This window comes from Bradyrhizobium sp. HKCCYLRH2047, from assembly GCF_051168175.1.
In the GTDB taxonomy this organism is placed as follows: Bacteria; Pseudomonadota; Alphaproteobacteria; order Rhizobiales; family Xanthobacteraceae; genus Bradyrhizobium.
This window is the reverse complement of sequence record NZ_JBNPUM010000005.1, coordinates 263,947-288,282: the sequence shown is the minus strand read 5'-3', so window position 1 is coordinate 288,282 and position 24,336 is coordinate 263,947. Positions and strand designations below refer to the sequence as shown.

The following is a 24,336-nucleotide window of genomic DNA, read 5'->3' as shown; positions in this document are numbered from 1 at the left end:
TGTGAAGGCGGCGTGCAGGCCGGCGCTGGCGACGGCGGGTGCGATGACTACATGGATGTCATTCCTCGATGCCTCCCCATTGTTCTCGCCTATCGTGAAAAAGCCCGTGCTCGCTTTCCTGCTGCTCATCTTCGTGCCCATCTCGCTGTCGGCCGCGAACTATCTGCGCGGCGATCGCCGCGGCAGCTGGCAGACCGCGGACCGTTCGAGCGCGGGCCTGCTGCCATCGCCAGCTCAGCATGCCGACGCGGTGGTCCGCGTATTCGCTGCGCGCACGGTGCGTTGGCGTGGCATCTTCGCGGTCCACACTTGGATCGTCGTGAAGGAGAAAGGCGGCCCGCGCTATACCCGCTACGACTACACCGCGTGGGGTGAGCCGATCCGGGTCGATGGCTTCGCGCCCGATGGTCGCTGGTTCGGTGCGTTGCCGGAGACAGTGCTGGCCGTCGACGGCGAAGAAGCCGAGCGGGTGATTCCGAGGATCCGCAGCGTGATCGAGAACTACCGCTTCCGCGCCTATGGCGACTACAATGCTTGGCCGGGACCGAATTCGAACACCTTCGTGCAGGCGGCGCTGCACGCGGTTCCTGAGCTGAACGCCGTGCTGCCGCCGACCGCAATCGGCAAGGACTTCCCTTTTGACGGCTGGTGGGGGCGCACGGCCTCCGGGACCGGTCTGTTCGTATCGCTCGGTGGCTATCTCGGTGTCACCGTCGGCTGGATCGAGGGCGTCGAGCTGAACTTCTTCGGGGGAGTTCTCGGCGTCGATCTGCGCCGGCCGGCGCTGAAATTTCCCGGGATCGGCCGCCTCGGCATGCCACCGGCCTGAGGCCCACGATCTGCCTGTCAGGCACTGGCTGGCATGCTGCTTGCTGCGAGCCTCTTCAGCGCGCCTGCGATGTCGCGGATGCGCCAAAACGCCAAGCGAGGCGAGAAGAGGCGGACGATGAGCACGCTGTTTGCGATCTGCGCGACCTATGAGGTGGACGATGGCGCGGCGCGTGGCTTCGTTCTCCAGCGCCGCGAGCCCGACGGTAGCGCCAAGCCTTGGCCGATCCTGGTCACGCGCAAGGGCAACAACTTCTACGGCTTCGAGAATGCCTGCCCGCATCAGGGCGCCCGCCTCGACAAGCATCCGGGCGAGTTCATGGACGAGGAAGGTAATTTCCTCGTTTGTGGCGAGCATGGTGCCCAGTTCGACCTCGATACCGGACAATGCTTCATTGGGCCCTGTCAGGGCCGGACGTTGTCTGTGGTCGAGCTTGTGATCGACGACGGTGACATCTGCCTCTCCGGGATCGATCTGGACGAGGAGGACGGCCTCGACATCGACGATCCCGAGGATGACGTGCCGGAGGTGCAGATCACATCGGATTGAGGCTGAGCGCCGGCCCCCCGACCGGGTCAGCGTTTCTTCCGTTCAGCGCGGCTGTAGTTGCTGAAGTGCCCCTCGCGTGCTGCCTGGCTGCGAGCGGCCTTGATCAGGCCGGGGCTGCGCGCCGGCGGCGCCGGCAGCGAGGGAAGGCGGGTCAGCTTGCGACTGCCGCAGGTCGGACAGACAGGCCTTTCAGAAATCCCGATCAGCAACTCGACATCCTCTGCGCAGGCCGCGCAATGGAAGCTATAGAACGGCATGACGTCATCCCCTCATTGTCGCTGAGGGGCGTTGCACGAAGCGGGCCAGCTCCATTGCGCACCAAATCCGCGGATTCACGCCTCGTTTGCATGCTAACGGCAGCAATTTTGCTGCGCATGTCCCGAACGCGACGCGGCCGGCGTCGAACACTCGACAGGAGCGGAGAGATCCTCCGCCCAGCCGGCCGGTCCCGGATATCCCGGCGCCAGCCGGACGGGTAAAGCGGATCAGGCGTTGGTCTTCGGCACGTACTTGCCGGCGACACACTTGTAACTCTGCAGATGCCACTCGTGATAGGGACCCTTGGACATCCAGTCTGCGATTCCGATCTGCGCGCTGACGGCGCAGGATGTCATCGTGATGCCGGACATCTCGCTGTTGGTGACGACCTTCTCCATGCAGAGCTGGCCGTTGCATAGCATTGCGACGAGAGTGACGAGCACGTTGATTCTGCCTCCAAAGAGTGGGACCCGGTCAGGATCGAGAAAGCAGAGTTCATGCCAAGTTATGAATCCAGGTCGTGCTGCTACGGGACGGATTGCTACGGGTGTCACTTCATGGCGACAGAAGCGTGATGAATTCACTGCTTGGATCACGCAGCGTTCGGCAACTGGCCCGTGTTTGCTGCTCGATCATTTGGCGATTTGCTCGTGTTGCGTGGTTCGGCCTGAGTGCCGAGGCTGAGCGGGGCCTATTGCGTCAAATAACAGGCAGCGCCTGCGCAGTCCTGCGGCGCTCGCGGACATTGGCTTCGGGGGCTTCGGGCGGAGTATCGCCGTTCATTGGCTGAATCAGAGTTCGGTTCGCACGGGCGTCCGCAGACGAACCGTCGATCCCCAGGATGATATCCGGCCTGATGCCAGACTTCCGGTGGCGCTGATATAGACGCCCCGACGCCCGGTGCTGGGAGCCTCCGCGTCGTCAGGCCTCGTTCAATCCGGCACCTCGATCGGTCAGGATCTTCTGCCCCTTCGCCGTCAGCTCGTAGATGTCGCCGTCCTTGGCGACATAACCCTCGCGGATCAGTCCATCGAGTTCGTCCTGCCGGTCGGGTGAGAAGGCGATTGCCTGGCCGATATCCGAAAGCGTCGCGATCTGGTCGTCCGTCAGCATGGCCATCCTCCCGTTGTTGATCCGAACGCCATGGCGTCGCGAATGTTCCGGGAGCACGAGGCCCTACGCCTTGCGCACGAACTCCGACTTCAGGTTCATCTGGCCGATGCCGTCGATCTTGCAGGCGATGTTGTGGCCGTCGCTCGCCTCCTGCAGGCGGATGTTGCGCACCTTGGTGCCGCCCTTCACGACGGACGACGATCCCTTCACTTTCAGGTCCTTGATGACGATGACGCTGTCACCGTCGGCCAGAACGTTGCCGTTGGCGTCGCGGATGCTGGCGTCGTCGCCGGCCGCCGCCGCAAGGGCGGCGTCGCCGCTCCATTCATGGCCGCATTCGGGACAGACCCACAGCGCGCCGTCCTGATAGGCGTGCTCGGAGCGGCATTGCGGGCAGGTCATTGCGTCGGTCATCTTATCCTCGGGCGCGGCAGAAGCGTAGCGCAGCGTTAGAGGCTCGGATGGAACCGGGCAAGGAAAAATCCCGGGGGAGGGCAGCGCGCGGCTCAGATCGGCTGCGCGCCGCCATCGTCGGTCGGCAGCGTCACGCCGCCTTGCGCTCGGGGGTCTTGCTGGCCGGCCCGGTCTCGGCCGCTTCCATCGCCCGGAGATAGGTGTCGAGCAGCGTCTCGTGCTCGTCGCGCTCGTCCTGGTCCTGCTTCCTGAGCTTGATGATCTCCTTCAGGATCTTGACGTCGAAGCCTTCGCCCTTGGCCTCGGCGAACACTTCCTTCTTCTGCTCGTTCAGCTCCGCCAATTCGCCGTCGAGGTGCTCGATCCGCTCGATGAAGGACCGGATGCGCGCGCCGGGAATGCCGATCTCTGACATGGTGACTCCTGTACTAATGGGACGGAGAAAATGCGCGGCAGTTCGTTGCCAATGTCTTAACGGGCGCGCTTTGCCCACATCAGTGAATCCGACGTGCTTAACGCGGAACCGGGCGGGCTCTCGATGTCGCCGAGCGGGCGCCATGCGCTAGCTCCGCTCCGCCGCCGAGAGCTTCTGAAACTGCTTCTTCATCGCATTGACGCGGCCGAGATAGCCCGCGACCGAATGGTCGCCGCAGCGCTCGCCATCGGCCGGCTTGAAGCCGCGCCGCGCGAATCCGGCCGCCGGCCCGGCGCCGCACAGATGAATGACGGCTGCGAGATCCTGCCGCTGCTGCGCGCTCGGCTTGGCGCTAGGCTGCCGTGCGAGCACGGCGGCGACCTGGCGGTCGAGCGAGATCACCGTCAGCGCCACCGCATGCGCCGGCCATGCGCGGACGTACAGGCTCGGCGACCCGCAGCCGTCGCTGACCACCTCGTGATCCCGGATGCAGAACCGTGCGGCGTCGGCAAAGGCGCCGTCGGTCATCTGGAACAAGCCGACGGCGCTGGAAGCCGGCTGATACAGCGCGAACGGATTCCACGCGAGGCGCCAGCGCCAATAGGTGCGCGCCACCGGATTGCCCGAGCTCTCGGTCTGCGCCAGGGCGGCGAGCAGCTCCGGCGTGATCGATCCTGTCGAGCTCTCACGGAACAGCGCGCCATATTGGCGCCACGTCTCCTCCGGCTCCTTGTCGAGCGAATGACCGGTCACCACGAACAGCTCGGTCGGCTTGCGCAGGACGTGATAGGCCAGATTGACCAGCGCGAAGGTCAGGAGCAGCACCAAGGCGCCGCAGGTGATCTTGATCCACCGCGGCGCCGCGCCCACCGTCCGGCCCAGCCGCTGCGCACCGCGCCCTGCGATTCGCTTCGCATCGCGCCGCAGCGCGCGCCAATGTCTGCCGCGTTGCGGCTTGCGCATCTTTTGTTGGCGTGGAGCAGGGGATTTCGGCAACTGATTACCTCGGGCGCCGGTGTGCCGGTCCATGGTTAAGGAAGAATTTGTGCAATCGCGTCATCCTGCCACTTTCTGGTGTGGGGCGGCGCGTGATGAAGAAATCGGTCAGTACTCTGCTGATGGTGCTGTTGTCGGTGCTGGCGGCGGGCATCCTGGTGTCCACGGCGATCCTGATGAGCGGCGCCGCGGGCCGCTATCGCGAGAGCGTTGCGACCGAGCATTTGACCGCGGCCGACAAGGCGATCTTCCAGAACGTCCTGGTCATGCGCGCCCACCGCGGCGACATCCAGAGCGTGCTGCTGAGCGAGGACGATCCGCGCGCCAAGCTCACCGAATATCAGGGCATCGAGGCCAAGGGCTATGACGGCATCGTCGCCGCGCTCGCCGGCGTCGACATGCCCGAGCGCGACGACCTCCTGGCCGGGTTGAAATCGAGCTGGGACGCCACGGTTCCGCAGTTCAAGCTGCTGTTCGACGAAGCCGCGAAGCCGCGCGCCGAACGCGTGCTGGCGCGCACGCAGGCCTGGTACCAGGCAATGACCAAGACGCTGGACGTCGCCAACGCCGCCTCGCTCGCCGTCTCGAACCGCGCCTGGATGACCGATCCGGCGATCGCCAAGATGGTGCAGGCGCGGCGGCTGGCCTGGCAGGTCCGCGACCGCTACGGCCTGCAATGCTCGGCGCTGCGTCCCAACATCAACGCCTCCAAGCCGCTCGACGACACCCAGAAGGGCGCGGTCGCGCAATGGCGCGGCACCGTCGCGGCCGGCTGGTCCGGGCTCGACGACCTCCTGGCGGGGGGCGGCAGCACCGCGCTCGCCGGGGCCGTGAAGACCTCGCGCACCGAGGTCGAGGCCGCCCATCAGCGCATGGACCAGCTCACCAAGGGGTTTGACGGCAGCGGCAAGCCGGCGATGCCGGCGCCGGAATGGAACGCGTTCTGCCAGGGCCCGTTCGCCGGCATCATCGCCGTCGGCATGACCGCGCTCGACGGCTCGATCGCGCGCGCCGAGGAGATCAGGACCGCCGCGCTGAGCAGCCTGGTCGTCCAGTCGCTCGCCTTCCTTGCCGCGCTCGCGGTGGCCGGCCTGGCGCTGCGCGCGGTGCGCGTCCGCCTGATGCGCCCGGTCGGCGTCCTGATGCAGGCGATCCAGCGCATCGGCCAGCGTGACTACCAGACCCCGGTGCCGCAATTCGCTCATGCCGACGAGTTCGGCGCCATGGCTGCCGCCCTCGAGGGCCTGCGCGAGAGCGCCGCCACCGCCGACCGGCTGTCGCGCGAGCGCGAGCTCGACCAGGGCCGGCGGCTGGAGCGCTCGCAGGCGATCGACAGCGCCTGCAAGAGCTTCGACGACACCGTGCAGGCGGTCATCGTCAGCATGGGCAACTCGACCGGCCAGCTCGATTCCAGCGCCGGCGAGGTCCGCAAGCTGGTCGACGAGTCCACCGAGCAGACCGCCGCGGTCGCCAGCGCCGCGGAGACCGCGACCAGCAATCTCGAGACCATCGCCGCCGCCACCGAGGAGCTGACCGCATCGGTCTCCGAGATCGCCGCGCAAGTGCAGGCCTCCGCGGCCGATGCGCGCCAGGCGGTGGAGAAGGCGGCGCAGACCAACGCCACCGTCGAGATGCTCGACCGCGCCGCCAACCGCATCGGCGAGGTGGTCAAGATGATCACCGCGATCGCCGCGCAGACCAACCTGCTGGCGCTCAACGCCACCATCGAAGCGGCGCGCGCCGGCGAAGCCGGCCGCGGCTTCGCCGTGGTCGCCGGCGAGGTCAAGAACCTCGCGGCGCAGACCGCGACCGCGACCGACGATATCACCCGCCAGATCGCCGAGATCCAGGCCGCCACCGGCGAGTCGGTCGAGGCGATCCGCGCCATCAGCCACAACATCTCCAGCATCGACGAGAAGATGACGGCGATCGCCGCGGCGGTCGAAGAGCAGCGCGCCGCCACCACCGAGATCTCGCGCAACTTCCAGCATGCCGCCCAGGGCACCCGCGCCGTGACCGACACGATCGGCTCGGTCGCAGCGCTCAACCGCCAGACCGGCAATGCGGGCGCGGCCATGGTCGACTCCGTCCGCCGCATGTCGACCGATGCCGATCGTTTCCGCGTCGCGGTGGAGGGCTTCCTCGGCACCGTGCGCAAGGCCTAGCATCGGCCAAGCGGACGCGATCCCGCGGCGCAGATGGCGCCCGAGCCTTGCCGGTCGTTGGCCCTCTGAAGGGAGAGGGCGCGGGGAATGCCGGGCGCTGGCCGCACCCATGGCCCGCCTGCAGAAGATAAGCAGGCGGCAGTCACCACAGGTTCAGCCGAGGCATCCCGGCATTCCCCGCGCGATGGTTTTCACGCTTATAACGCGATCTCCCCGGTGTCCGGCTTGTAGCCACCGTCGCACGGCGGGATCATCATCACCGCCGCACTTGGCGCCAGCTTCGGGGCGCCAGGACCACGCGTCTTCACGTCCGCAAGCGTGCCGTTCGTCGGCGGGCCTCGAGCCCGCTGCGGCACACCCACAGCCACCGCATCTCCGGCCCACGTCTCGTGACGATCGCGATACGCCCCTCTCGGCGGGCCAGGATGGGCGTAGACAATCATGAATTCAGAAAAATAGAAAGTAATTTATTTTTATCGGAAGGTCTGGACACGACCGATCAGCCTGATGGTGTTGGCGAAATCAGCCGCGAGGCGCAGCAGGATTTCGCCGCGCATGACGCTGTCGGAGGGTGGGCCAAGCGACGCCGCTGGCGGCGCGTGCCCACCATCGGCGCCGGCGGGTGCGGACGGTGGGCACGGCGCGCGAACGATGTTGCGCGACGAGATCGAGCCGGGCGGGCCTTTGCCCATCCTGCGGCTGCGTCTGCGCGGAGGCGCGTCGCGGAACACATCTCCCATCCGCCGGTTGAAGCTGCTTCCACATTAGCCACGGAGCACTCCCCCAATGCAGGACATCAGGGAACACATGGAAGTCATCGGCGCCGACGGCGCGCATGTCGGCACCGTCGACCGCGTCGACGGCAACCGCATCAAGCTGACCAAAAAGGACAGCGGCGAGGGCAGCCACAAGGGGCATCATCACTTCATCGACAAGGGCCTCGTCGCCGGCGTCGAAGGCGACAAGGTGCGGCTGTCGGCCATCGGCGCCGTCGCGGTGACGATGGAGGAGGAGAAGTAGGGGCGGGGATCCTCCTGTCTCCGTCCTCCGCTCGCAGTGATGCGCCCTTGCTCTCCTACGCGACCGGCCCGTGACGTGTAGGGTGGGCAAAGCGGCGCCGTCAGGCGGCGCGTGCCCACCATCGACGGCAGGCACGGTGGCGTGCGCATTTGCTCCAAAGCTTGTCATTGCGCGGTGGCGTCGAACCAATCATCGGATGCCGACGACACATGAAGATGTGATCGACGCGTGACCACGCGGAACTTGTGATGGCCAGGCGAGACAGCTACTCCCTGCGGAGCACATCAGCGCGAACGCACAGAATGGACGAACGTCGACGTCATGGACGGTGCAGACCTTATCGGCTTGCTGATTGCGTTCCTGCTGCCGCAACCGATGTCCCATGCCGAGCTGGCGCCCACCGGCATCTTCAAGTCGCCCTTGTACTACACCTATAACGGCCTTCTGCTGGCGCTGTTCGCGCTGATCTTCACGCCCATGTTCGTCCGCTTTCCGTCCGCTGCGCTCAAGGCCGATTTGATCGCTTTGGCCATCGTCGCGGTGGCCGCCTTCTTCGCCCGTCGCGCGCTGAAATGGCGCTATCCAATCTGACCTAACGGCTGCGCTCGCATGACAGTGAACCGTAGGGTGGGCAAAGCGGCGCCGTCAGGCGGCGCGTGCCCACCATCGACGCTGGCGGGTGCGGGCGGTGGGCACGGCGCGCGCAAAATGGTGCCCGACAAAACCGACGCTGGCGCGCCTTTGCCCCGCCCTACGTTTCGGCTACTCCGCGTAGCCCAGAATCGTCTTCAACAATTTCGGGAACCGGGCATTGAGGTCGGCCTCGCGCACGACGTTGCGATGCTCGACGCCCTGCTTGGTGGTGTGGATCAGGCCAGCCTCGCGCAACACCCGGAAATGGTTCGACAGCGTCGATTTGGCGATGCCGGGGCAGGGCGCGGCCTCGGTGCAGGACATGCAGTCCTTCCGTTCCATCAGGCTCTTGACGATGCGCAGCCGCAAGGGATCGGCGAGTGCGGCCAGCACTCCCGCTAATGTGATGTCCTCGCGCGACGGGTGAAACAGCTGCGCCATGAAAAACATATAGCGACGGCCTTGCGCGCGTTCAATAGTTCACTAGTTCTGAACGATTGAACCGAACGCCGCAGGCGGCGCAATGTGGAGAGCAAGATGAGCAAGCGACTTGAGGGCAAGGTGGCGCTGGTGACCGGCGCGTCCAAGGGGATCGGCGCCGCGATCGCGGCCCGGCTGGCCGAGGAAGGCGCCGCGGTCGCCGTCAACTACAGCTCCAGCCGGGAGGGCGCCGACCGCGTCGTGGCGGGGATCACCGGCAAGGGCGGCAAGGCGGTGGCCGTGGGCGGCAACCTCGCCAATCCCGGCGACGTCAAGACCATCGTCGCCGAGACGGTGAAGGCGCTCGGCCCGATCGACATCCTCGTCAACAACGCCGGCGTCTACGCCTTCGCGCCGCTCGACGGCATCACGCCGGAGCACTTCCACAGCCAGTTCGACGTCAACGTGCTCGGCCTGCTGCTGGTGTCGCAGGAGGCCGCGCGGCATTTCAATCCGGCCGGCGGCAGCATCGTCAACATCTCCTCCGGCGTGTCCACCCTGACGCCGCCGAACACCGCCGTCTACACCGCGACCAAGGCCGCCGTCGACGCCATCTCCTCGGTGCTGTCGAAGGAGCTGGCGCCGCGCAAGATCCGCGTCAACACCATCAATCCCGGCATGATCGTCACCGAGGGCGTCGTCGCCGCCGGCCTGCACGAGGGCGACATGCGCAACTGGATCGAGACGGCCACGCCGCTCGCGCGCGTCGGCAAGGCCGAGGAGATCGCCGCCGCGGTGGCATTCTTCGCCTCGGACGATGCGTCCTACGTGACCGGCGAGACGCTGCACGTGACCGGCGGGCTGCGCTGAGCGATCACGTCACTTCGGTCGCAGTCGCGAGCGGTGAACCGTAGGGTGGGCAAAGCGCCGCCGCAAGGCGGCGCGTGCCCACTGTTCCGGTGTTTGGACGAAGCCAAATTCCCGTCTCGCCCCCCGGCGCCTATCGCGCTATGATGACAGCCGCGGGAACGGAAGGCAGCCATGACCATCAAGGTCGCCGTCAGGTCAGAGGTCGTTCGTGATCCGACGGTCATGAGCGGCGATCCGGTGGTTCGCGGGACACGGGTGCCCGCCGAAACCATCCTGGCCTACCTGCGCGCCGGCTATCCGGCGCAGGAGATCTTCGCCGACTATCCGAGCCTGCCGATCGATGGCATCGACGCGGTGATCCGCTGGGCTGAGGTCACCTATGGTGCCGATTGGCGATCGGCGGAGAACGCGGCAGCCACCCGTTGAGCGAACGATTCCTGATCGACGAGTGCCTGAGCGGCGCCTTGGTGGGAGTGGCAAAGGCGCGCGGCTATCAGGCGGACTACGTCAGCCATCTGGGCAAGAGCGGCTGACAGGACTGGAATCTGGTGCGGTTCGCAAGCGCGAACGACTACATCATCGTCACCGACAATCGCAGAGATTTCCTGAAGGAATATGCCAAGCTCGACGTACATGCCGGGCTGGTGATCCTGATCCCGAAGGGCACGCGGGATGAGCAGATGAGTCTGTTTCAGAAGGCGCTCGATCTCTATTCCGTCCGCAACGCCGATCTCGTGAACAAGATCATCGAAGTCGCGCGCGACGGCTCGGTCCATATCCGCGAGTGGACCGCCGACGATCACGACATCAACCATATCAACGATCCGAAGTGGCGGTGACCGTAGCCCGGATGAGCGAAGCGATATCCGGGGTCTGCCGCAGCGCCAGCGATGAACCCGGATGTCGCTTCGCTCATCCGGGCTACGCGGCAACGGTGATTTTTGGCAACTATAGGTTGATGAATCGTCCGATATAGGATCAAATCGGGCTTGCCGAATCCGTGATGCGCGCATCGCGGACGAGCTGCGTTTCAACCCACCGGTCGGGCGCATGGCGTTTTGCCATGGCGCAGTCCTGGCCGGCTGAATTTCAAATCACCAAAGGAGTTTCTCATGCGCATCGGTTTTGCATTGTCGACCATGTCTGTCGTCGCCGCATCGGTGGCCCTCGGCTGGGGCCTGACCGCGCCGCGCCCCGCGCACGCGTTCCTGGAGGACATCTGCATCCCGCGCGTGAAGGACGGGCTGAAGAATTGTCTCGCGCCGGCGAGCGCCTGCAAGGATCCGGCGGAGGCGCTGAACCGCGGCTGCCTGCTCGAGGCGGTGCAGTTCGCCGTCATTCCGCCCGGCCGCAGCATGATCCATGCGGACTCGACCTATTTCATCGCCCAGGCGCTCGGCTACCGCGCCGACGTCGCCTATTGGATCGCCGCCTACAACGAGAACTCCGACTACGCGCAATATGCGCCGATCGACCAGTGCGGCGGGCAGGCGACCTCGACCAATTCCGGCGCCAGCTACATCACCGCCAAGTTCAACGGCTTCCAGCGCACCAACAACACCACCGACGGGCCGCTGTATCACTACCTGCTCAACTTCTCGCCGAACGGGCAGGGCACCGACGTGCACGGCGCCAGCGGCGTGCAGGCGGTGTATCCGTTTCACTATCCGCCGCCCGGCTACCCGATCACCATCGACAGCGTCTATCAGGGCACGCTGTACGACCTCAGGCAATGGGCGATGAAGGGCGACGAGGCGCCGGGCCTGCTGTGCACCGCCGGATACACCGTGCCGAACGGCTCGTCGAACTTCAGCGGCCCGAAATGCCTGGCGAACGTGCCGATCAGCGGCAACGTGCCGCTGCTGGAGAACTACGCGATCGGGCCGGCGATCAACGTGACCTCCGGGCCAAAGATTCTCGACAACAGCAACGGCAATGTCGACTACACCCAGCTGAAGTCCTGGCTGGACGACAAGAGCCGGACCACCGGGGTGCTGTTCGATGATCCCCGGAAGCCGCCGGTGCCGGTGCAGATCGCCAGGATCGGGCTCTATCTGCACTCCCTGCAGGATGCCTCCTCGCACGGCACCTTCTGCGGCGACGACGCGCCGTCGCCCCCGGGCGGCTCGGATGTCGGCAGCTACATGTTCATGAGCTCGGGCAGCATCAAGCTCAGCTTCGGCACCTATTGCGCGACGGGGCCGCATCTGGCGAGCCACGTCCAGGAGACCGGCACCGGCGACACCAGCCTGCCGCTGCGCGACTATGTGGCGCTGAACAACACGGTGGACGAGCTGATCCTGTTCGGTAACAACGTCGCCAAGCCGCGCGGCTGGATCGTCAACCCCAGCCTGCTGCCGCCTGATGTCGTCGGGCGCAAGAGCGCGGCCGGCGACAGCGCCGCCGATTTGAAGTCGCGTCTCGTCGGCCGCATCGTCTCGGGCCAGCAATGGTCCCGCGCCGAGGTCTACAACTCCGGCGTCATCACCTTTCCGCTGCAACGCACCGATGCGCAGGACCGGCTGAACACGATGAACGCCGCGCTCGGCGCGTACTCGAAGCGCCTGACCAACGCCAACCCCAAGCTGACGCCGCTGAAGCCGATGCCGGGAAATTCGTTCGTGGCGGGGGATACGTCGGTGTGTTTCAAGTAGATGGCGGAGCGACTACGTCGCTCGTCGCCGCCGAGATGTCGCGAGATGGAGCGGAGTGCTTATGAATGTGCCCCCTCCTGCCATGGTGAACCTTCGTTTCGCCTTGGGGGAGAGGGCGCGGTGTCGCTTCAGCACCACCCCTTCTTCCAGTGACCGGGCGGGCAGTGATGGCCGCGCCAGCCCACCTTGCGGCCGCGGCTCCAGCCGAAGGCCCGGTGGCCACCGCCGCGGCCCCAGCCGTGACCATGGCCGCCGTGGCCATGCCCGCCTCTGACCGCGATGACATCAGACGCGCCGCGATCGGCGTGATCGACCTGGATGGGCGCGAGCGGCATGGCGCCGACAGGCGTGATCAGTGCGGTCGAGATCGATGCAGCCAGGATGAAGAGCGCTTTGCGCATGGGACTCCTCGGATGTTTGGACAATGAAGCGATGGATGGAGCGGCTTTGCGGCTTGTCTGTGTCGCCAAGCCAAGGGGGCGGGCCGAGTTCGTCGATCTCACACCCGCTCGCGCGAACTACTTCCGGGTCGTATTGGAGCCGGTCGTCGTCATGCGCTGGCCGGGAGCGCTCTCGGAATGACCCGGGCCGGCGGCCGTGTTGCGCTGATGACCAGGCGCGTATTCGGACGCGCCGGGCGCCGTCGACGTCCTGCTGGTCTGCATGCGATGGCCGGGCGTCGTCTTCGACACGCCGTGCGAAGTCTCTGCGGTCTCTGCGGCGAACGCTGGTGAAGCCGCAAACAGCGCCGCGGCCAGAACGACTGCCATCCTCATGAACGAACCTCCTCCTTGTTGAGACCGGAGCAACATGGAGTTCCTGGCGATCGTTCCGGCTCCCGTACTATCCCGGTGTTCCCGGCGGGGACGCCGCTGGCGTCAATGTCGGCGTCGCACACTCCCGCACCCGCGCCGCAGCGGGGCACGGTGCGACGCGGCATTGCCGCGGGCCTCCTGATGTGTCCTGCGCCGTTTCAGGGGGATGGCGTCGCCGAAAGCGTCTTCCAGAGCAGATATCCACCCAGCACGATCAGGATCAGCGGCATGAGCGGCAACGGCAGGGCAAGAAGATCCCACAGGCCGGCCGCAAGAATGATGACCCCGATGACCACGCCGAACCTGTCGACCTTCAGGCTCCGTTGCGTTCGCACCATCTGTGCGCCCAGGATGAGGACGCCGACGCCCACCAGGAACCAGCCCCAGGGAAGCCCTGCGAGCATGACCACGCCGAGCCAGATGAAGAAGACGGCCCACGCGGCTGAATCGATTTGACGGTGCGGATCGGGTGTGTCGTGGGATGGGACGAGAGATGCTTGCGTATCGGCCATGATGCTGCCTCCGCTTCTCTGACGGTGACAGCTTGGTGCGGATTCACGTCGGCGCTGTTGATGCAAGTCAACCAAAGCGCGGGGGAAGCGCTAGGTCGTGGCGGAGGCAACGACTTTCGATCCAGCACAAGCGAGCCAGTTGAATGCGCCCGCAGGCAGCGTCGGCCAATTCGGATAGCGCGAGTAGCCCGGATGAGCGATAGCGACATCCGGGGCCTCACACGTCACCTGCGATGAACCCGGATATCGCTATCGCTCATCCGGGCTACGCGACCTCCACCACCAGGGCGGGATCGAAGTCCGGGTTCTCGCGGCCATAGCCGTGCGGGTTGCAGATCACGCGGGTGGCGCCGATGGAATAGTCCGACGGCGTGTGGATGTGGCCGTGGATCCAGAGCGCCGGCTGCGTCGCCAGGATCAGCGCCGACAGGTCCGAGGCGTAGGCGGCGGTGACGCGGTCATTGCGATAGCGCTCGGCGACCGAGCCCCAGCCGGGGGCGTGGTGGGTGACGACGATGGTCGGGCCGTCGAACGGCGTCTCCAGCAGGCCGGTGAGCCAGGTGCGCGAGGTCCGGTGCAGGCCGAGCGCCTCCTGCGGCCGGAAGCGCAGCCAGGGCTGTTTGCGCCAGGTGATGCGGCGATGGTCGTTCATGCGGTCGCGGCAGACCGCCATGGTGTGCACCTCGGAGCCGGGCCCGAAGATCGCATAGTCGGTCCACAGCGTGCAGCCGGCAAAGCGCACGCCCGCGAGCACGACCGCCTCGTTCTCCAGCAGATGCACCCCGAACCGCGCCGCCTCGGCGCGCGCCTGCGTCAGTTCGTCGGGATAGGTGCGGTGATAGAACTCATGGTTGCCCATCACCATGACGATCGGCACGTCGTCGGCCATGATCTCGCGCAGCCGCGCAAACCCGTTCACCGCCCCCTCGCACACATCGCCGGCGACCACGACCACATCGACCCCGGGCAGGGCCTCGATCGGCTTGATGTCGGCCATGTCGGCGTGGAGATCGGAGAAGATGTGGAGGTGCATATATCCTTTGTTTGTTGGAGCAGGTTCCGAGAGTAAGGGTGCGTTAGCAGATTGCGCCGTCCGCGGGCTAAATATGCTCGGCCATTTTGACAAGAACTTCTTTCACCGAGTACTGTCGGTGTATAATTCCCGCAAGGGGAGGAGCTCATGGAAAGACTGAAACAAGAATTCGAGTCAGCCATGTTTGAGATCTATCGACGGGCGAAGGAGGAAGCTAATTATCCGGCCAACATTTTTCTAAAAATGATATCGGAGCGAGGGGGGCTTGAAACAGCTCGCTTCCTCATAAATCAACCGCAAGCCTCCGATGGCTACACTCATTTATATGAAAGGGGTCGGATCGACCTGACCGTCGAAGCCATGATTGTAGAGAATGGCAAGTGGCACACTCTGTTTTCTGAGTTAGAGCTTGGAAAAGCTCGCAAGCGCCTGAAAGACTATGGATATCAGCCACGGCAATAGAGCTTCTTGATAGTTCAGGGGAGGCTGTTCAATATTTGGAATAAATCTTCGAGATGAGTTCGTGAATATGTGCTCCAACCGTAACCTCCTCGAAGGAGGCCGAATTCGGGTGACCTGCGGCGTTCCTCCGGTCCAGGCAGCTCTGCAGTTCCTTGTGTTGATTCTTCGTCAATACTCCGATGTGCTCAAGGATGTTCAGGAATTCTGCTTCTTTAAGAGTGGCAAGATCATCCACGTCTTTTGCGTCCTTCCATTTGGGAAAACGGCGACGTGCTTCCTGGTCAAACTCGGAAGATTTCTTGGAAAGTACATGTTGGTAGAGCAAATATACCGCGCCTACCCAGGTCAGAACGATTGCCGACCGGAAAGCCTTGTTTTTTACACATTGAACGGCTTCTTCAACGAATCGCGCCCGATCTGCATCGCGCACCTCAGTTAGGTACTTTTCAAGTGCCTCCGTCACCGGGGTTAAGATGCCCGCAGGAGCCAAAAGCTCTCGCTGAACAAGCATCGATCTACATGCTTCGGTCACAGTCCATCCATTCGGCAAGTAGATCGCGTTCCTAGTCTGCTTTAGGAGCGCGCCGGGCATATTTATTGAGCCTTCACGCCAACCATTCTGGCGGGCAACAGATCGTATGTCGGCCGCCTTCATGGGGCCGTCATGCATCGCGACGATTAGAAGGTACTTATCTGTTTTTGATACGTCTCGCCGGGCTAAGCTTTCGCGGAGCGGTGTCACTGCCTTAGCTTCTCTATAAGTCGTTCATATGTATTGTGCGAAAGAGCGTACTGGCCGTGTGATGGTTCATTTATCTCGTTTCGAGACAATAATCCGTCGATAGTTTGAGAAAGGTTTTTGTTCATGTTGGAGTTGTAAACTCGAGGAGCTTTTTTCATCTCGTGAAGTATTTGTTCTCGAGTTGCTGGTTCTATGCTGTCGCTAGCCTGCAACTTGGCGAGCGCAATCTTAAAGAGTTCAGGGGCGGATTTAACTTTGAGTTTCGCTGCAGCCCCTGCCGTCGTGAATGTAGTAGTCGAAGCTTGGCTTGTACCGTTTGTGTCGGCGGCTTCTTCGGCTTCGTCGTTTTCTTCTGCGGTTCCTGTGCCTATAGCTTGAATTATTGAGGCAACTAAATCTGGGACTTCTGATCGCAGGAACTCAAGCTCTCCTTCCCACTCGATCTCAATACCCTTCGCTTTGATGCGCAATTTGGCCGACATTGCTCCACCTGAGTGCTGGCTAAGATCAACGGGTCGCGTTCAGTTTGAGATTGGCTTCCATAAAACAAAGCTGAAATTTGGTGTCGTATCTCTCGGCGAAAGGGCGACCCTGGGGGCGCCCTCTCGCTCAAGTGAGCAGGCGTCGTCGGAGTTTGGCGACGACGCTTACACAGCTACGTCACGAACACCCCGTCGTGCTTCCGCACGTATCGCACTTCATACAAGTCCCGTTCCGGACCAGCGTGAAATTCCCGCACTCCGAGCACATCTCGCCTTCGTAGCCCTTGGCCTTGGCTTCGGCGCGGCGTTCGGCCTTGGAGGCGACTTGCGTCGCGGCCGTGCCGGCCTTGCTCCATTGCAGGGCCTCGAGCTTCTCGGTGGGCGAGAGGTCGTGTTGCGCCTCCTGCTTCAGGGCGACGGCGCCGTCGATGGCGTCGCCGGCGCGGGAGCCGGAGAGGGCGGTGACGCGGCCCGACGGGCCGGCGTCATGCGGGGCGGAGACGGCGGTCGTGGCCGAGCCGCCGCGCATGACGACGAGGTTGTCGGTGCGGGAGCGGGTCAGGCCGCGCGAGACATACTTCGCGGCCTGCTGGCTCGGGCCGTCCTCCGACGGCTTGCCTTCGTCGACGCCGCGACCGAGCGCATCGAAATTGCTCTCGGAGGGGTCGACATGGGCGAGGTCGAAGCGCGACATGTAGCTGACGGCGAGCTCGCGGAACACGTAGTCGAGGATCGACGTCGCGTATTTGATCGAGTCGTTGCCCTGCACGGGGCCGGCCGGCTCGAAGCGGGTGAAGGTGAAGGCGTCGACATACTCCTCCAGCGGCACGCCGTACTGGAGGCCGAGCGACACCGCGATGGCGAAGTTGTTGATGAAGGAGCGCAGCGCCGCGCCCTCCTTGTGCATGTCGATAAAGATCTCGCCGAGACGGCCGTCATCATACTCGCCGGTGCGCAAGTACACCTTGTGGCCGCCGACGACCGCCTTCTGGGTGTAGCCCTTGCGGCGATCCGGCATCTTCTCGCGCTCGCGCATCACGACGATGCGCTCGACCAGCTTCTCGACGATCTTCTCCGAGACTTGCGCCGCACGCGCGGCCATCGGCTTCTCGTAGAAGGAATCGACCGCATCGTCCTCGTCCTCATCATCGCTGATGAGCTGCGAGTTGAGCGGCTGCGACAGCTTCGAGCCGTCGCGATAGAGCGCGTTGGCCTTCAGCGCGAGCTTCCAGGACAACAGATACGCCGCCTTGCAGTCCTCGACCGTGGCGTCGTTCGGCATGTTGATGGTCTTGGAGATCGCGCCCGAGATGAACGGCTGCGCCGCCGCCATCATGCGGATGTGGCTCTCGACCGAGAGATAGCGCTTGCCGATCTTGCCGCAGGGATTGGCGCAATCGAACACCGCATAGTGCTCCGCCTTCAGATGCGGGGCACCCTCGACCGTCATCGCGCCGCAGATGTGCACGTTGGCGGCCTCGATCTCGCGCTTGGTGAAGCCGATGGCGGCGAGCAGCTCGAAGGTCGGCGAAGCCAGCGCGTCGGCGGAGACGCCGAGCTGCCGGGTGATGAAGTCCTCGCCCAGCGTCCACTTGTTGAACACGAACTTGATGTCGAACGCGGTCGGCAAGGCCTTCTCGACCTTGGCGATGGCCTCGTCGGTAAAACCCTTGGCCTTCAGGGTCGAGGCGTTGATGCCGGGCGCGTTCGACAGCGAGCCGTGACCGACGGCATAGGCCTCGATCTCGGCGATCTCGCTCTCGCGATAGCCGAGCGCGCGCAGCGCCTCGGGGACGGCGCGGTTGATGATCTTGAAGTAGCCGCCGCCGGCCAGCTTCTTGAACTTCACCAGCGCGAAATCAGGCTCGATGCCGGTGGTGTCGCAATCCATCACCAGGCCGATGGTGCCGGTGGGGGCGACCACGGTGACCTGGGCGTTGCGGTAGCCGTTGGTCTCGCCGAGCGCGAGCGCGTCGTCCCAGGCCTGGATGGCGTGGCTGACCAGCGAGACCTGCGGGCAATGGGCGTGGTCGAGCGGCACCGGGGCGACCGAGAGCGCCTCATAGCCGGTCGCTTCGCCGCGTGCCGCGCGGCGATGGTTGCGGATGACGCGCAGCATGTGCGCGGCGTTCTTCTTGTAGCCGGGGAAGGAGCCGAGCTCGCCGGCCATCTCGGCGGAGGTCTTGTAGGCGATGCCGGTCATGATCGCCGAGAGCGCGCCGCACAGCGCGCGGCCTTCCTTGGAGTCGTAGGACAGGCCCATGGTCATCAGCAGGCCGCCGATATTGGCGTAGCCGAGGCCGAGCGTGCGGAACTCGTAGGACAGCTCGGCGATCGCCTTCGACGGGAACTGCGCCATCAGCACGGAGATCTCGAGCACGACCGTCCAGAGCCGGCAGAGATGCTCGTAGGCGCCGACGTCGAAGTGCTTGGTCTGGGTGTTGTAGAACGTCAGCAGGTTGGCGGAGGCCAGGTTGCACGCCGTGTCGTCCAGGAACATGTATTCCGAGCACGGATTGGACGCGCGGATGTCGCCGGACGCCTTGCAGGTGTGCCAGTCGTTCATCGTGGTGTTGAAGTGCAGGCCGGGATCGGCCGAGGCCCAGGCGGCGTGGCCAATCTTCTCCCAGAGGTCCCTGGCCTTCAGCGTCTTGACGACCTTCTTGTTGGTGCGGCCGATCAGGCTCCAGTCGCTGTCGGTCTCGACGGCGCGCAGGAAATCGTCCTTCAGCGATACCGAGTTGTTGGAGTTCTGGCCCGAAACCGTGAGGTAGGCTTCCGAATCCCAGTCGGTGTCGTAGATCGGGAAGTCGATGTCCTTGTAGCCCTGCCTGGCGAACTGGATGACCCGCTTGATGTAGTTGTCGGGCACCAGCGCGCGGCGCGCGAGCTTGATCTCGCGGCGCAGGGCAGGGTTCTTCTCGGGGTCGAAGCAGTCGTCGCCGGAGCCCTCGCAATTGACGCAGGCCTTCATCACGGCCTTGAGGTGCTTCTGGTTGATCTTGGAGCCGGTGACCAGCGCCGCAACCTTCTGCTCCTCCTTCACCTTCCAGTCGATATAGGCCTCGATGTCCGGATGGTCGGCGTCGACCACCACCATCTTGGCGGCGCGGCGCGTGGTGCCGCCCGACTTGATCGCGCCGGCGGCGCGGTCGCCGATCTTGAGGAAGCTCATCAGGCCGGACGAGCGGCCGCCGCCCGACAGCCGCTCGCCTTCGCCGCGCAGCCGCGAGAAGTTGGAGCCGGTGCCGGAGCCGTATTTGAACAAGCGCGCCTCGCGCACCCACAGGTCCATGATGCCGCCGTCATTGACGAGGTCGTCCTCGACGCCCTGGATGAAGCAGGCGTGCGGCTGCGGGTGCTCGTAGGACGATTTCGACTTGGTCAGCTTGCCGGTCTTGTAGTCGACGTAATAGTGGCCCTGGCCGGGGCCGTCGATGCCATAGGCCCAGTGCAGACCGGTGTTGAACCATTGCGGGGAGTTCGGTGCGACCATCTGCTTGGCGAGCATGAAGCGCAGCTCGTCGTAGAACGCCACCGCATCCTCTTCGGTCGAGAAGTAGTTGCCCTTCCAGCCCCAATAGGTCCAGCAGCCGGCGAGGCGGTCGAACACCTGCTTGGCGGAGCGCTCGCTGCCGTAGCGCTCGTTCTCGGGGAGCGCGGCCAGCGCGTCGGTGTCGGGCACCGCGCGCCACAGCCAGGACGGCACGCTCTCTTCCTCGACCTTCTTCAGGCGCGCGGCGACGCCGGCTTTGCGGAAATACTTCTGCGCCAGCACGTCGGAGGCGACCTGCGACCAGAACTCGGGCACCTCGACATTCTCGAGCCGGAACACCACGGAGCCGTCCGGATTCTTGATCTCGGACGTGGTCAGGCGGAAGTCGATCCCCTGATAGGGCGACTGTCCTTCGGTGGTGTTGCGCCGTTCAATCCGCATCGCGAGCCCCAATAGTTCTTGCCGGACCGCGTCGTTGGCGGCCGGGATCATTGCATCCAAGGGCGGCGGCTGGAAGTCCCCGGACGCTGCCGGGAAACTCGTCTGCCGCCGCAGTTCAACCGGTTGCCCGGTCCGCATCTGTTCAGCCTCGAAGGCGAAGGCCTTGCGCCGTTGTCCGGCGTCTCGCCCCGTCTTCCTGCGCGGCGCGTGCAGCCCGTCCGCTGCCCGCACCGTCCGTTCTCAACGCGTCACTTCCGCCGCTCTGCTCCGTCGTGCCTGCAGGGGAGACCCCACATCTAGTGGGTTCCCCGCCGGGGCGCGGCGGCGCAGCGATTGGTACACAGGGCAGACGGCGACCCTCGCCCGCAGCCGTACGGACGGCGGCGTGGTCGTCTTCGAACCCTCTCGAGGGAAGCGGCCGGCCAGACCCGAAACATGACTGTGCGCCGAACCGGGCCGGAAGCTAGGACGACTCCGCTTCCCCCGTCAAGGACTAGTGGGGGTTCCCTAACCAAACACTAAATATGGGGGAAAGTACGGGATAACCAGGGCGTGTGCCGGTATCGTGATGGCCGTAACTATCGGCGAGTCCTCGCGGATTCGAAACCGGAAAAATTTGTTCGGAGCGCTGTCCACAGGGCTTCGTCCCGCTGTTCACAGGGGCAGATTTATTCGCGTGCAAACGACGTGTTTTGCTTGCATCAGCGGGACTCACGGGCGCCTACGGAGCGTTCGCGGGGCAGGCATGCCCCACAATCCCTGGTGTGGCCGGGAAAACGCCGGCAAGGTCGTCCTCCCACGGACGGCGCCGGTGATTCCATGACAGACAAGCCAGTGGCCAGCGGGCGGATCACGCCCGCCGGGCTGATGTTCCTCGCCATCACCTCGCTCGGCTGGGGCTTCAACTGGCCGGTCACCAAGCACCTGGTGGGCGTGCTGCCGCCGCTCACCCTGCGCGGCACCACCGGGGTGGTGGGTGCGCTTCTCCTGGCACTGCTGGCCGTCATCCGCAGCCAGAGCCTTGCCGTGCCATCGGAGGTCTGGCCGAGGCTGATCCTGGCCGGGATGCTCAACGTCACCGCCTGGATGGTGCTGATGGGACTGGCGCTGCTGTGGCTGCCGGCGGGCGAGGCGGCGCTGATCGCCTACACCATGCCGGTGTGGGCCTCGCTGCTGGCCTGGCCGATCCTCGGCGAGCGGCCGACGCTCCTGCGCGTGCTGGCGCTGGTGCTGGCGTTCGCGGGGCTGGCCGTGATCATGGGCAGCAACGGACTCAACGCCAGTCGCGACAAGCTGCCGGGCATCCTGATGGTGCTCGGCGGCGCGTTCGGCTTCGCGCTCGGCACGGTGATGGCCAAGAAGCTCCCGATCAGGCTGCCGCCTTTGTCGGCCGCGGCCTGGCAGATCGGCATCGGCTGCGTGCCGATCGTGATCGTGGGCTTCGCGGTCGAGCATTCCGACTGGACGAAGCTCGATCGGCTCGACTGGGCGCTGATGTTCTATTCCACCGTGATCCAGTTCTGCGTCGCCTATGTCGCCTGGTTCGCGGCGCTGTCGCGGCTGCCGGCCTCGGTGGCGGCGATCGGCACCATGGCGGTGCCGGTGATCGGCGTCGTGGCCTCCGCGATCGCGCTGCGCGAGCCGCTCGGGGCAGGGCAGGTGGCCGCGCTGGCCTTCACGCTGGCCGCGGTGGCGATGGCGACCCGCGGCTAGCGCCAGCCGGCTTGCCGTCCAGCGCGCGTCGCACCATCTGCGCAAGCTCGGCGCGGCGATAGGGCTTGGTCAGCAGCAGCGCGTCCGGCACGAGCTGCTGGTTCTCGACCATCTCATCGCCGGTATAGCCGGAGGTGTAGAGCACGGGGAGCGCGGGGCGCGTCGTCATGATGGTTTCGGCGAGCTGCCGGCCGCTGATGCCGCCGGGCATGATGACGTCGGTGAACAAGAGGTCGAAGGGCTGGTTCTGCGCGGCGATCGCCAGCGCCTCCGAGGCCTGCGAGGCGACGAGGGTGGTGTAGCCGAGGCCCTGCAACTGGGCGAGCACGAAGTCGCGCACCAGCGGATCGTCCTCGACCACCAGGATCGTCTCACGGCCATGCGGCAGCGCCTGCTCGTGCTCCGGCTCGGTCTGTTGCGCCGCCTGCGCCGCCGGCAGATAGAGCCGGATCGTCGTGCCGCGGTTCTGCTCGCTCTGAAGCTTGACGTGGCCGCCGGACTGCCTGACGAAGCCATAGACCATGCTGAGGCCGAGTCCGGAGCCCTTGCCGGCGTCCTTCGTGGTGAAGAACGGCTCGAAGGCGCGGTCCTTCACCTCGGCCGGCATGCCGCTGCCGGTGTCGCTGACCGCGACCATGACGTAGGAGCCCGGGACGATGCCGGGATTGGCCGCTGCATCGGCCGCGTCGAGCGTGGTCTTCGCCGTCTCCAGGAGCAGCCTGCCGCCGTCAGGCATCGCATCGCGCGCATTGATCGCCATGTTGACCAGCGCGTTCGCAAGCTGCGCGGAATCGACATGGGCGATGAGATCCCCCTCGGCGAGAACGGTCCTGATCTCGACCTGCTCGCCGAGCGTCGGCCGCAGCAGCTTGGCGATGTCCTCCACCGTGGCGTTGACGTCGATGTCGCGTGGACGCAGCGGCTGCTTGCGGGCGAAGGCGAGCAGATGCCGGATCAGCTCGGTGCAGCGATCGGTGGCCCCGCCGATCAGGGCCGCGAACTCGGCCGCCGCCGGCCGGTCCTGCACCGCGTCGATCAGGACCTCGATCGACCCGGTGATGATCGTCAGCATGTTGTTGAAGTCGTGCGCGACGCCGCCGGTGAGCTTGCCGATGGCATCGAGCTTCTGCGCCTGCTGCAGCAGGCGCTCGGTCTCGTGCACGTCCGTGACGTCGTGATACACCAGCGCCGCGCCGCTGATCGCGCCTGCGGAGTTGCGCAGCGGCCGCCCGCTGACCATCAGGCGGAACTGCGGCCGGCCGTCGGTCGGCTTGACCACGACCTCGCGGCGGTCGAACGACCGCCCGCACAAGGCGCGCGCGATCGGGAGCTCCTCGTCGACAATGCGGGTGGCGGCGTCGCTCTCGTAGAACTGGTTGGCGGCCAGCATCTCGGCGAAGGTCTTGCCCACATTCGTTCCCAGGAAACGTCCCATCGCCTGGTTCGACAGCATGATGGTCCCTTCGGGATCGACGACGAGGACGCCCTCGGCCATGCTGTTGAAGGTGTTCGTGAGAATGGCGGAGAAGCGGCGCAGCTCGTCATAGGCGGCGGCGAGATCGCTGCGCTGCTGCACGGCCTGGGCTTCCAGCGAGGTCGCGGTCTCCCGTGACAGGGTGAGGGACGAGCGCAGCGCCCGGTCGGAAAGACGAGCGCGCCGGACGAGATGGGCCGACATCAGGAGCAGCAGGCCGACGCCGGCGAGGTCGACCGCCAGCAGCCAGGACCCGGTTCGTCGCGAGATCGTGGCGCGGTCCGCCAGCAGCCGGCGCTCGTCGTCGGTAAAGGCGTCGAGCGTCTGGTTGATCGTCGTCATCGCCGCCGGACCGGCCGCGCTCGCCGCCAGCGCCTGCAGGCCGTCGCGATCGTTCGCCGCGTGGCGACGGATCAGCTCGCCGGCAAGCTGGATGCGCCGCTGCACGATGCCATAAATTGCTCGCAGCCGCTCGCTCTGCGAGGAATTGTCCCGGACGAGCCCTCGCAGGTCGGCCCAGGCCGCAGGGATGAGTCCGCTTGTCTCCTGAAACTCTGCGATGAACCGGTCGGCTCCGGACAAGGCGAAGCCGCGCGAGGCCGCTTCTGACTGACGCAGCAGGACGCGGAGCTCGGAGGATTTCTCCAGCACCTCCATCGTGTGCTCGACGAGGGCGGTATCGTTGCGCGCCTTGATGTCCAGTGCCGTCGACGCGGCGCCGATCGCGAGCAGAGTTCCAAGGCCGAGCCCCAGCACCACGCGCCGGCGGATCATCGGTGGCCTCCAATGGCGCGGGATGCCGTCGTGTCCTGCCAACTGCATGGGAAGGT

Annotated in this window: 26 protein-coding genes; 11 read left to right on the top strand and 15 right to left on the bottom strand. The window is 65.2% G+C overall.

What is annotated here, in order from left to right:
- Positions 1 to 106 precede the first annotated feature (106 nt).
- Together ACQR1D_RS14545 and ACQR1D_RS14540 are read left to right on the top strand one after the other, a co-directional pair.
- On the top strand, positions 107 to 829 hold the full coding sequence (locus ACQR1D_RS14545; protein WP_315800438.1) for a DUF3750 domain-containing protein: 723 nt from the start codon (positions 107 to 109) through the stop codon (positions 827 to 829).
- 117 nt (positions 830 to 946) lie between these two features.
- Positions 947 to 1,378 (top strand): Rieske (2Fe-2S) protein, encoded by a 432-nt coding sequence (locus ACQR1D_RS14540; protein ID WP_315800204.1) that lies wholly within the window; start codon positions 947 to 949, stop codon positions 1,376 to 1,378.
- 26 nt (positions 1,379 to 1,404) lie between these two features.
- Here the strand turns inward: ACQR1D_RS14540 and ACQR1D_RS14535 are convergent, their stop codons facing one another.
- From ACQR1D_RS14535 to ACQR1D_RS14510, 6 genes are all read right to left on the bottom strand, one after another.
- A complete protein-coding gene (locus tag ACQR1D_RS14535) occupies positions 1,405 to 1,635 on the bottom strand; it encodes an FmdB family zinc ribbon protein (RefSeq protein WP_315800203.1) in 231 nt (76 codons plus the stop codon).
- Between the two features lie 228 nt (positions 1,636 to 1,863).
- On the bottom strand, positions 1,864 to 2,079 hold the full coding sequence (locus tag ACQR1D_RS14530; RefSeq protein ID WP_316170439.1) for a hypothetical protein: 216 nt from the start codon (positions 2,077 to 2,079) through the stop codon (positions 1,864 to 1,866).
- A 478-nt stretch (positions 2,080 to 2,557) separates the two neighbouring features.
- Positions 2,558 to 2,749: a hypothetical protein gene (locus ACQR1D_RS14525; RefSeq protein ID WP_315712266.1), complete on the bottom strand. Its 192-nt coding sequence runs from the start codon at positions 2,747 to 2,749 to the stop codon at positions 2,558 to 2,560.
- Positions 2,750 to 2,812: 63 nt separating this feature from the next.
- Positions 2,813 to 3,163 carry a zinc ribbon domain-containing protein YjdM gene (locus tag ACQR1D_RS14520; protein ID WP_315755663.1) on the bottom strand — a complete coding sequence of 117 codons (351 nt, stop codon included), beginning with the start codon at positions 3,161 to 3,163 and terminating at the stop codon, positions 2,813 to 2,815.
- A 130-nt stretch (positions 3,164 to 3,293) separates the two neighbouring features.
- A complete protein-coding gene (locus tag ACQR1D_RS14515) occupies positions 3,294 to 3,578 on the bottom strand; it encodes a DUF2312 domain-containing protein (protein WP_315712263.1) in 285 nt (94 codons plus the stop codon).
- 147 nt (positions 3,579 to 3,725) lie between these two features.
- The gene (locus ACQR1D_RS14510; RefSeq protein ID WP_434839450.1) at positions 3,726 to 4,541 is read right to left on the bottom strand and encodes a transglycosylase SLT domain-containing protein; all 816 of its coding nucleotides are present in this window, start codon (positions 4,539 to 4,541) and stop codon (positions 3,726 to 3,728) included.
- A 128-nt stretch (positions 4,542 to 4,669) separates the two neighbouring features.
- Between ACQR1D_RS14510 and ACQR1D_RS14505 the strand changes: the two genes are divergently transcribed.
- The 3 genes from ACQR1D_RS14505 (at position 4,670) to ACQR1D_RS14495 (ending at position 8,350) form a co-directional block, all read left to right on the top strand.
- Positions 4,670 to 6,739 (top strand): methyl-accepting chemotaxis protein, encoded by a 2,070-nt coding sequence (locus ACQR1D_RS14505; protein WP_434839451.1) that lies wholly within the window; start codon positions 4,670 to 4,672, stop codon positions 6,737 to 6,739.
- 786 nt (positions 6,740 to 7,525) lie between these two features.
- A complete protein-coding gene (locus ACQR1D_RS14500; RefSeq protein ID WP_315800199.1) occupies positions 7,526 to 7,759 on the top strand; it encodes a DUF2171 domain-containing protein in 234 nt (77 codons plus the stop codon).
- 321 nt (positions 7,760 to 8,080) lie between these two features.
- On the top strand, positions 8,081 to 8,350 hold the full coding sequence (locus ACQR1D_RS14495) for a hypothetical protein (RefSeq protein ID WP_315800198.1): 270 nt from the start codon (positions 8,081 to 8,083) through the stop codon (positions 8,348 to 8,350).
- Positions 8,351 to 8,521: 171 nt separating this feature from the next.
- On the opposite strand, the gene ACQR1D_RS14490 is transcribed toward ACQR1D_RS14495, so the two are convergent.
- Positions 8,522 to 8,833, bottom strand: coding sequence for an ArsR/SmtB family transcription factor (locus ACQR1D_RS14490; protein WP_316180812.1), 312 nt, complete (start codon positions 8,831 to 8,833; stop codon positions 8,522 to 8,524).
- A 96-nt stretch (positions 8,834 to 8,929) separates the two neighbouring features.
- Between ACQR1D_RS14490 and ACQR1D_RS14485 the strand changes: the two genes are divergently transcribed.
- The 4 genes from ACQR1D_RS14485 to ACQR1D_RS14470 all read left to right on the top strand — a co-directional run bounded on the left by ACQR1D_RS14485 (position 8,930) and on the right by ACQR1D_RS14470 (position 12,336).
- Positions 8,930 to 9,682: an SDR family NAD(P)-dependent oxidoreductase gene (locus ACQR1D_RS14485; protein ID WP_316236601.1), complete on the top strand. Its 753-nt coding sequence runs from the start codon at positions 8,930 to 8,932 to the stop codon at positions 9,680 to 9,682.
- Between the two features lie 171 nt (positions 9,683 to 9,853).
- On the top strand, positions 9,854 to 10,108 hold the full coding sequence (locus ACQR1D_RS14480; protein ID WP_315800195.1) for a DUF433 domain-containing protein: 255 nt from the start codon (positions 9,854 to 9,856) through the stop codon (positions 10,106 to 10,108).
- A 122-nt stretch (positions 10,109 to 10,230) separates the two neighbouring features.
- On the top strand, positions 10,231 to 10,521 hold the full coding sequence (locus ACQR1D_RS14475; protein WP_434839452.1) for a hypothetical protein: 291 nt from the start codon (positions 10,231 to 10,233) through the stop codon (positions 10,519 to 10,521).
- A gap of 273 nt (positions 10,522 to 10,794) precedes the next feature.
- Positions 10,795 to 12,336 (top strand): hypothetical protein, encoded by a 1,542-nt coding sequence (locus ACQR1D_RS14470; RefSeq protein WP_434839453.1) that lies wholly within the window; start codon positions 10,795 to 10,797, stop codon positions 12,334 to 12,336.
- 128 nt (positions 12,337 to 12,464) lie between these two features.
- Here the strand turns inward: ACQR1D_RS14470 and ACQR1D_RS14465 are convergent, their stop codons facing one another.
- The 4 genes from ACQR1D_RS14465 to ACQR1D_RS14450 form a co-directional block, all read right to left on the bottom strand.
- Entirely contained in the window at positions 12,465 to 12,737 is a 273-nt protein-coding gene (locus ACQR1D_RS14465; RefSeq protein WP_316180807.1) for a hypothetical protein, read from the bottom strand.
- Between the two features lie 117 nt (positions 12,738 to 12,854).
- Positions 12,855 to 13,112, bottom strand: coding sequence for a hypothetical protein (locus tag ACQR1D_RS14460; RefSeq protein WP_434839454.1), 258 nt, complete (start codon positions 13,110 to 13,112; stop codon positions 12,855 to 12,857).
- Positions 13,113 to 13,309: 197 nt separating this feature from the next.
- Positions 13,310 to 13,663 carry a hypothetical protein gene (locus ACQR1D_RS14455; protein WP_316236597.1) on the bottom strand — a complete coding sequence of 118 codons (354 nt, stop codon included), beginning with the start codon at positions 13,661 to 13,663 and terminating at the stop codon, positions 13,310 to 13,312.
- Positions 13,664 to 13,928: 265 nt separating this feature from the next.
- Positions 13,929 to 14,696 (bottom strand): metallophosphoesterase, encoded by a 768-nt coding sequence (locus ACQR1D_RS14450; RefSeq protein ID WP_434839455.1) that lies wholly within the window; start codon positions 14,694 to 14,696, stop codon positions 13,929 to 13,931.
- Positions 14,697 to 14,843: 147 nt separating this feature from the next.
- On the opposite strand from ACQR1D_RS14450, the gene ACQR1D_RS14445 reads away from it, so the two are divergent.
- A complete protein-coding gene (locus tag ACQR1D_RS14445; RefSeq protein WP_434839456.1) occupies positions 14,844 to 15,158 on the top strand; it encodes a hypothetical protein in 315 nt (104 codons plus the stop codon).
- Between the two features lie 28 nt (positions 15,159 to 15,186).
- Here ACQR1D_RS14445 and ACQR1D_RS14440 read toward each other — a convergent pair whose 3' ends face one another.
- The 3 genes from ACQR1D_RS14440 to ACQR1D_RS14430 form a co-directional block, all read right to left on the bottom strand.
- Complete coding sequence (locus tag ACQR1D_RS14440) at positions 15,187 to 15,813, bottom strand: hypothetical protein (RefSeq protein ID WP_434839457.1); 627 nt, start codon at positions 15,811 to 15,813, stop codon at positions 15,187 to 15,189.
- Between the two features lie 83 nt (positions 15,814 to 15,896).
- The gene (locus ACQR1D_RS14435) at positions 15,897 to 16,382 is read right to left on the bottom strand and encodes a hypothetical protein (RefSeq protein WP_434839458.1); all 486 of its coding nucleotides are present in this window, start codon (positions 16,380 to 16,382) and stop codon (positions 15,897 to 15,899) included.
- 178 nt (positions 16,383 to 16,560) lie between these two features.
- Positions 16,561 to 20,319 (bottom strand): vitamin B12-dependent ribonucleotide reductase, encoded by a 3,759-nt coding sequence (locus ACQR1D_RS14430; protein ID WP_434839459.1) that lies wholly within the window; start codon positions 20,317 to 20,319, stop codon positions 16,561 to 16,563.
- Positions 20,320 to 21,138: 819 nt separating this feature from the next.
- Between ACQR1D_RS14430 and ACQR1D_RS14425 the strand changes: the two genes are divergently transcribed.
- Positions 21,139 to 22,032 carry a DMT family transporter gene (locus tag ACQR1D_RS14425; RefSeq protein WP_434839460.1) on the top strand — a complete coding sequence of 298 codons (894 nt, stop codon included), beginning with the start codon at positions 21,139 to 21,141 and terminating at the stop codon, positions 22,030 to 22,032.
- Here the strand turns inward: ACQR1D_RS14425 and ACQR1D_RS14420 are convergent.
- Positions 21,995 to 24,280 (bottom strand): CHASE3 domain-containing protein, encoded by a 2,286-nt coding sequence (locus ACQR1D_RS14420; protein ID WP_434839461.1) that lies wholly within the window; start codon positions 24,278 to 24,280, stop codon positions 21,995 to 21,997. The two genes, ACQR1D_RS14425 and ACQR1D_RS14420, sit on opposite strands and share 38 nt — an antisense overlap.
- Positions 24,281 to 24,336 lie beyond the last annotated feature (56 nt).

Bases quoted from the DNA above. Each gene is read 5' to 3' on its own strand.
- ACQR1D_RS14480 (WP_315800195.1), top strand. From the start codon at position 9,854: ATGACCATCAAGGTCGCCGTCAGGTCAGAGGTCGTTCGTGATCCGACG.
- ACQR1D_RS14500 (WP_315800199.1), top strand. From the start codon at position 7,526: ATGCAGGACATCAGGGAACACATGGAAGTCATCGGCGCCGACGGCGCG.
- ACQR1D_RS14435 (WP_434839458.1), bottom strand. From the start codon at position 16,382: ATGTCGGCCAAATTGCGCATCAAAGCGAAGGGTATTGAGATCGAGTGG.
- ACQR1D_RS14535 (WP_315800203.1), bottom strand. From the start codon at position 1,635: ATGCCGTTCTATAGCTTCCATTGCGCGGCCTGCGCAGAGGATGTCGAG.
- ACQR1D_RS14520 (WP_315755663.1), bottom strand. From the start codon at position 3,163: ATGACCGACGCAATGACCTGCCCGCAATGCCGCTCCGAGCACGCCTAT.
- ACQR1D_RS14515 (WP_315712263.1), bottom strand. From the start codon at position 3,578: ATGTCAGAGATCGGCATTCCCGGCGCGCGCATCCGGTCCTTCATCGAG.
- ACQR1D_RS14495 (WP_315800198.1), top strand. From the start codon at position 8,081: ATGGACGGTGCAGACCTTATCGGCTTGCTGATTGCGTTCCTGCTGCCG.
- ACQR1D_RS14465 (WP_316180807.1), bottom strand. From the start codon at position 12,737: ATGCGCAAAGCGCTCTTCATCCTGGCTGCATCGATCTCGACCGCACTG.
- ACQR1D_RS14485 (WP_316236601.1), top strand. From the start codon at position 8,930: ATGAGCAAGCGACTTGAGGGCAAGGTGGCGCTGGTGACCGGCGCGTCC.
- ACQR1D_RS14420 (WP_434839461.1), bottom strand. From the start codon at position 24,280: ATGATCCGCCGGCGCGTGGTGCTGGGGCTCGGCCTTGGAACTCTGCTC.
- ACQR1D_RS14430 (WP_434839459.1), bottom strand. From the start codon at position 20,319: ATGCGGATTGAACGGCGCAACACCACCGAAGGACAGTCGCCCTATCAG.
- ACQR1D_RS14525 (WP_315712266.1), bottom strand. From the start codon at position 2,749: ATGCTGACGGACGACCAGATCGCGACGCTTTCGGATATCGGCCAGGCA.
- ACQR1D_RS14510 (WP_434839450.1), bottom strand. From the start codon at position 4,541: ATGCGCAAGCCGCAACGCGGCAGACATTGGCGCGCGCTGCGGCGCGAT.
- ACQR1D_RS14455 (WP_316236597.1), bottom strand. From the start codon at position 13,663: ATGGCCGATACGCAAGCATCTCTCGTCCCATCCCACGACACACCCGAT.
- ACQR1D_RS14440 (WP_434839457.1), bottom strand. From the start codon at position 15,813: ATGAAGGCGGCCGACATACGATCTGTTGCCCGCCAGAATGGTTGGCGT.
- ACQR1D_RS14470 (WP_434839453.1), top strand. From the start codon at position 10,795: ATGCGCATCGGTTTTGCATTGTCGACCATGTCTGTCGTCGCCGCATCG.
- ACQR1D_RS14540 (WP_315800204.1), top strand. From the start codon at position 947: ATGAGCACGCTGTTTGCGATCTGCGCGACCTATGAGGTGGACGATGGC.
- ACQR1D_RS14450 (WP_434839455.1), bottom strand. From the start codon at position 14,696: ATGCACCTCCACATCTTCTCCGATCTCCACGCCGACATGGCCGACATC.
- ACQR1D_RS14490 (WP_316180812.1), bottom strand. From the start codon at position 8,833: ATGGCGCAGCTGTTTCACCCGTCGCGCGAGGACATCACATTAGCGGGA.
- ACQR1D_RS14505 (WP_434839451.1), top strand. From the start codon at position 4,670: ATGAAGAAATCGGTCAGTACTCTGCTGATGGTGCTGTTGTCGGTGCTG.
- ACQR1D_RS14445 (WP_434839456.1), top strand. From the start codon at position 14,844: ATGGAAAGACTGAAACAAGAATTCGAGTCAGCCATGTTTGAGATCTAT.
- ACQR1D_RS14460 (WP_434839454.1), bottom strand. From the start codon at position 13,112: ATGAGGATGGCAGTCGTTCTGGCCGCGGCGCTGTTTGCGGCTTCACCA.
- ACQR1D_RS14425 (WP_434839460.1), top strand. From the start codon at position 21,139: ATGACAGACAAGCCAGTGGCCAGCGGGCGGATCACGCCCGCCGGGCTG.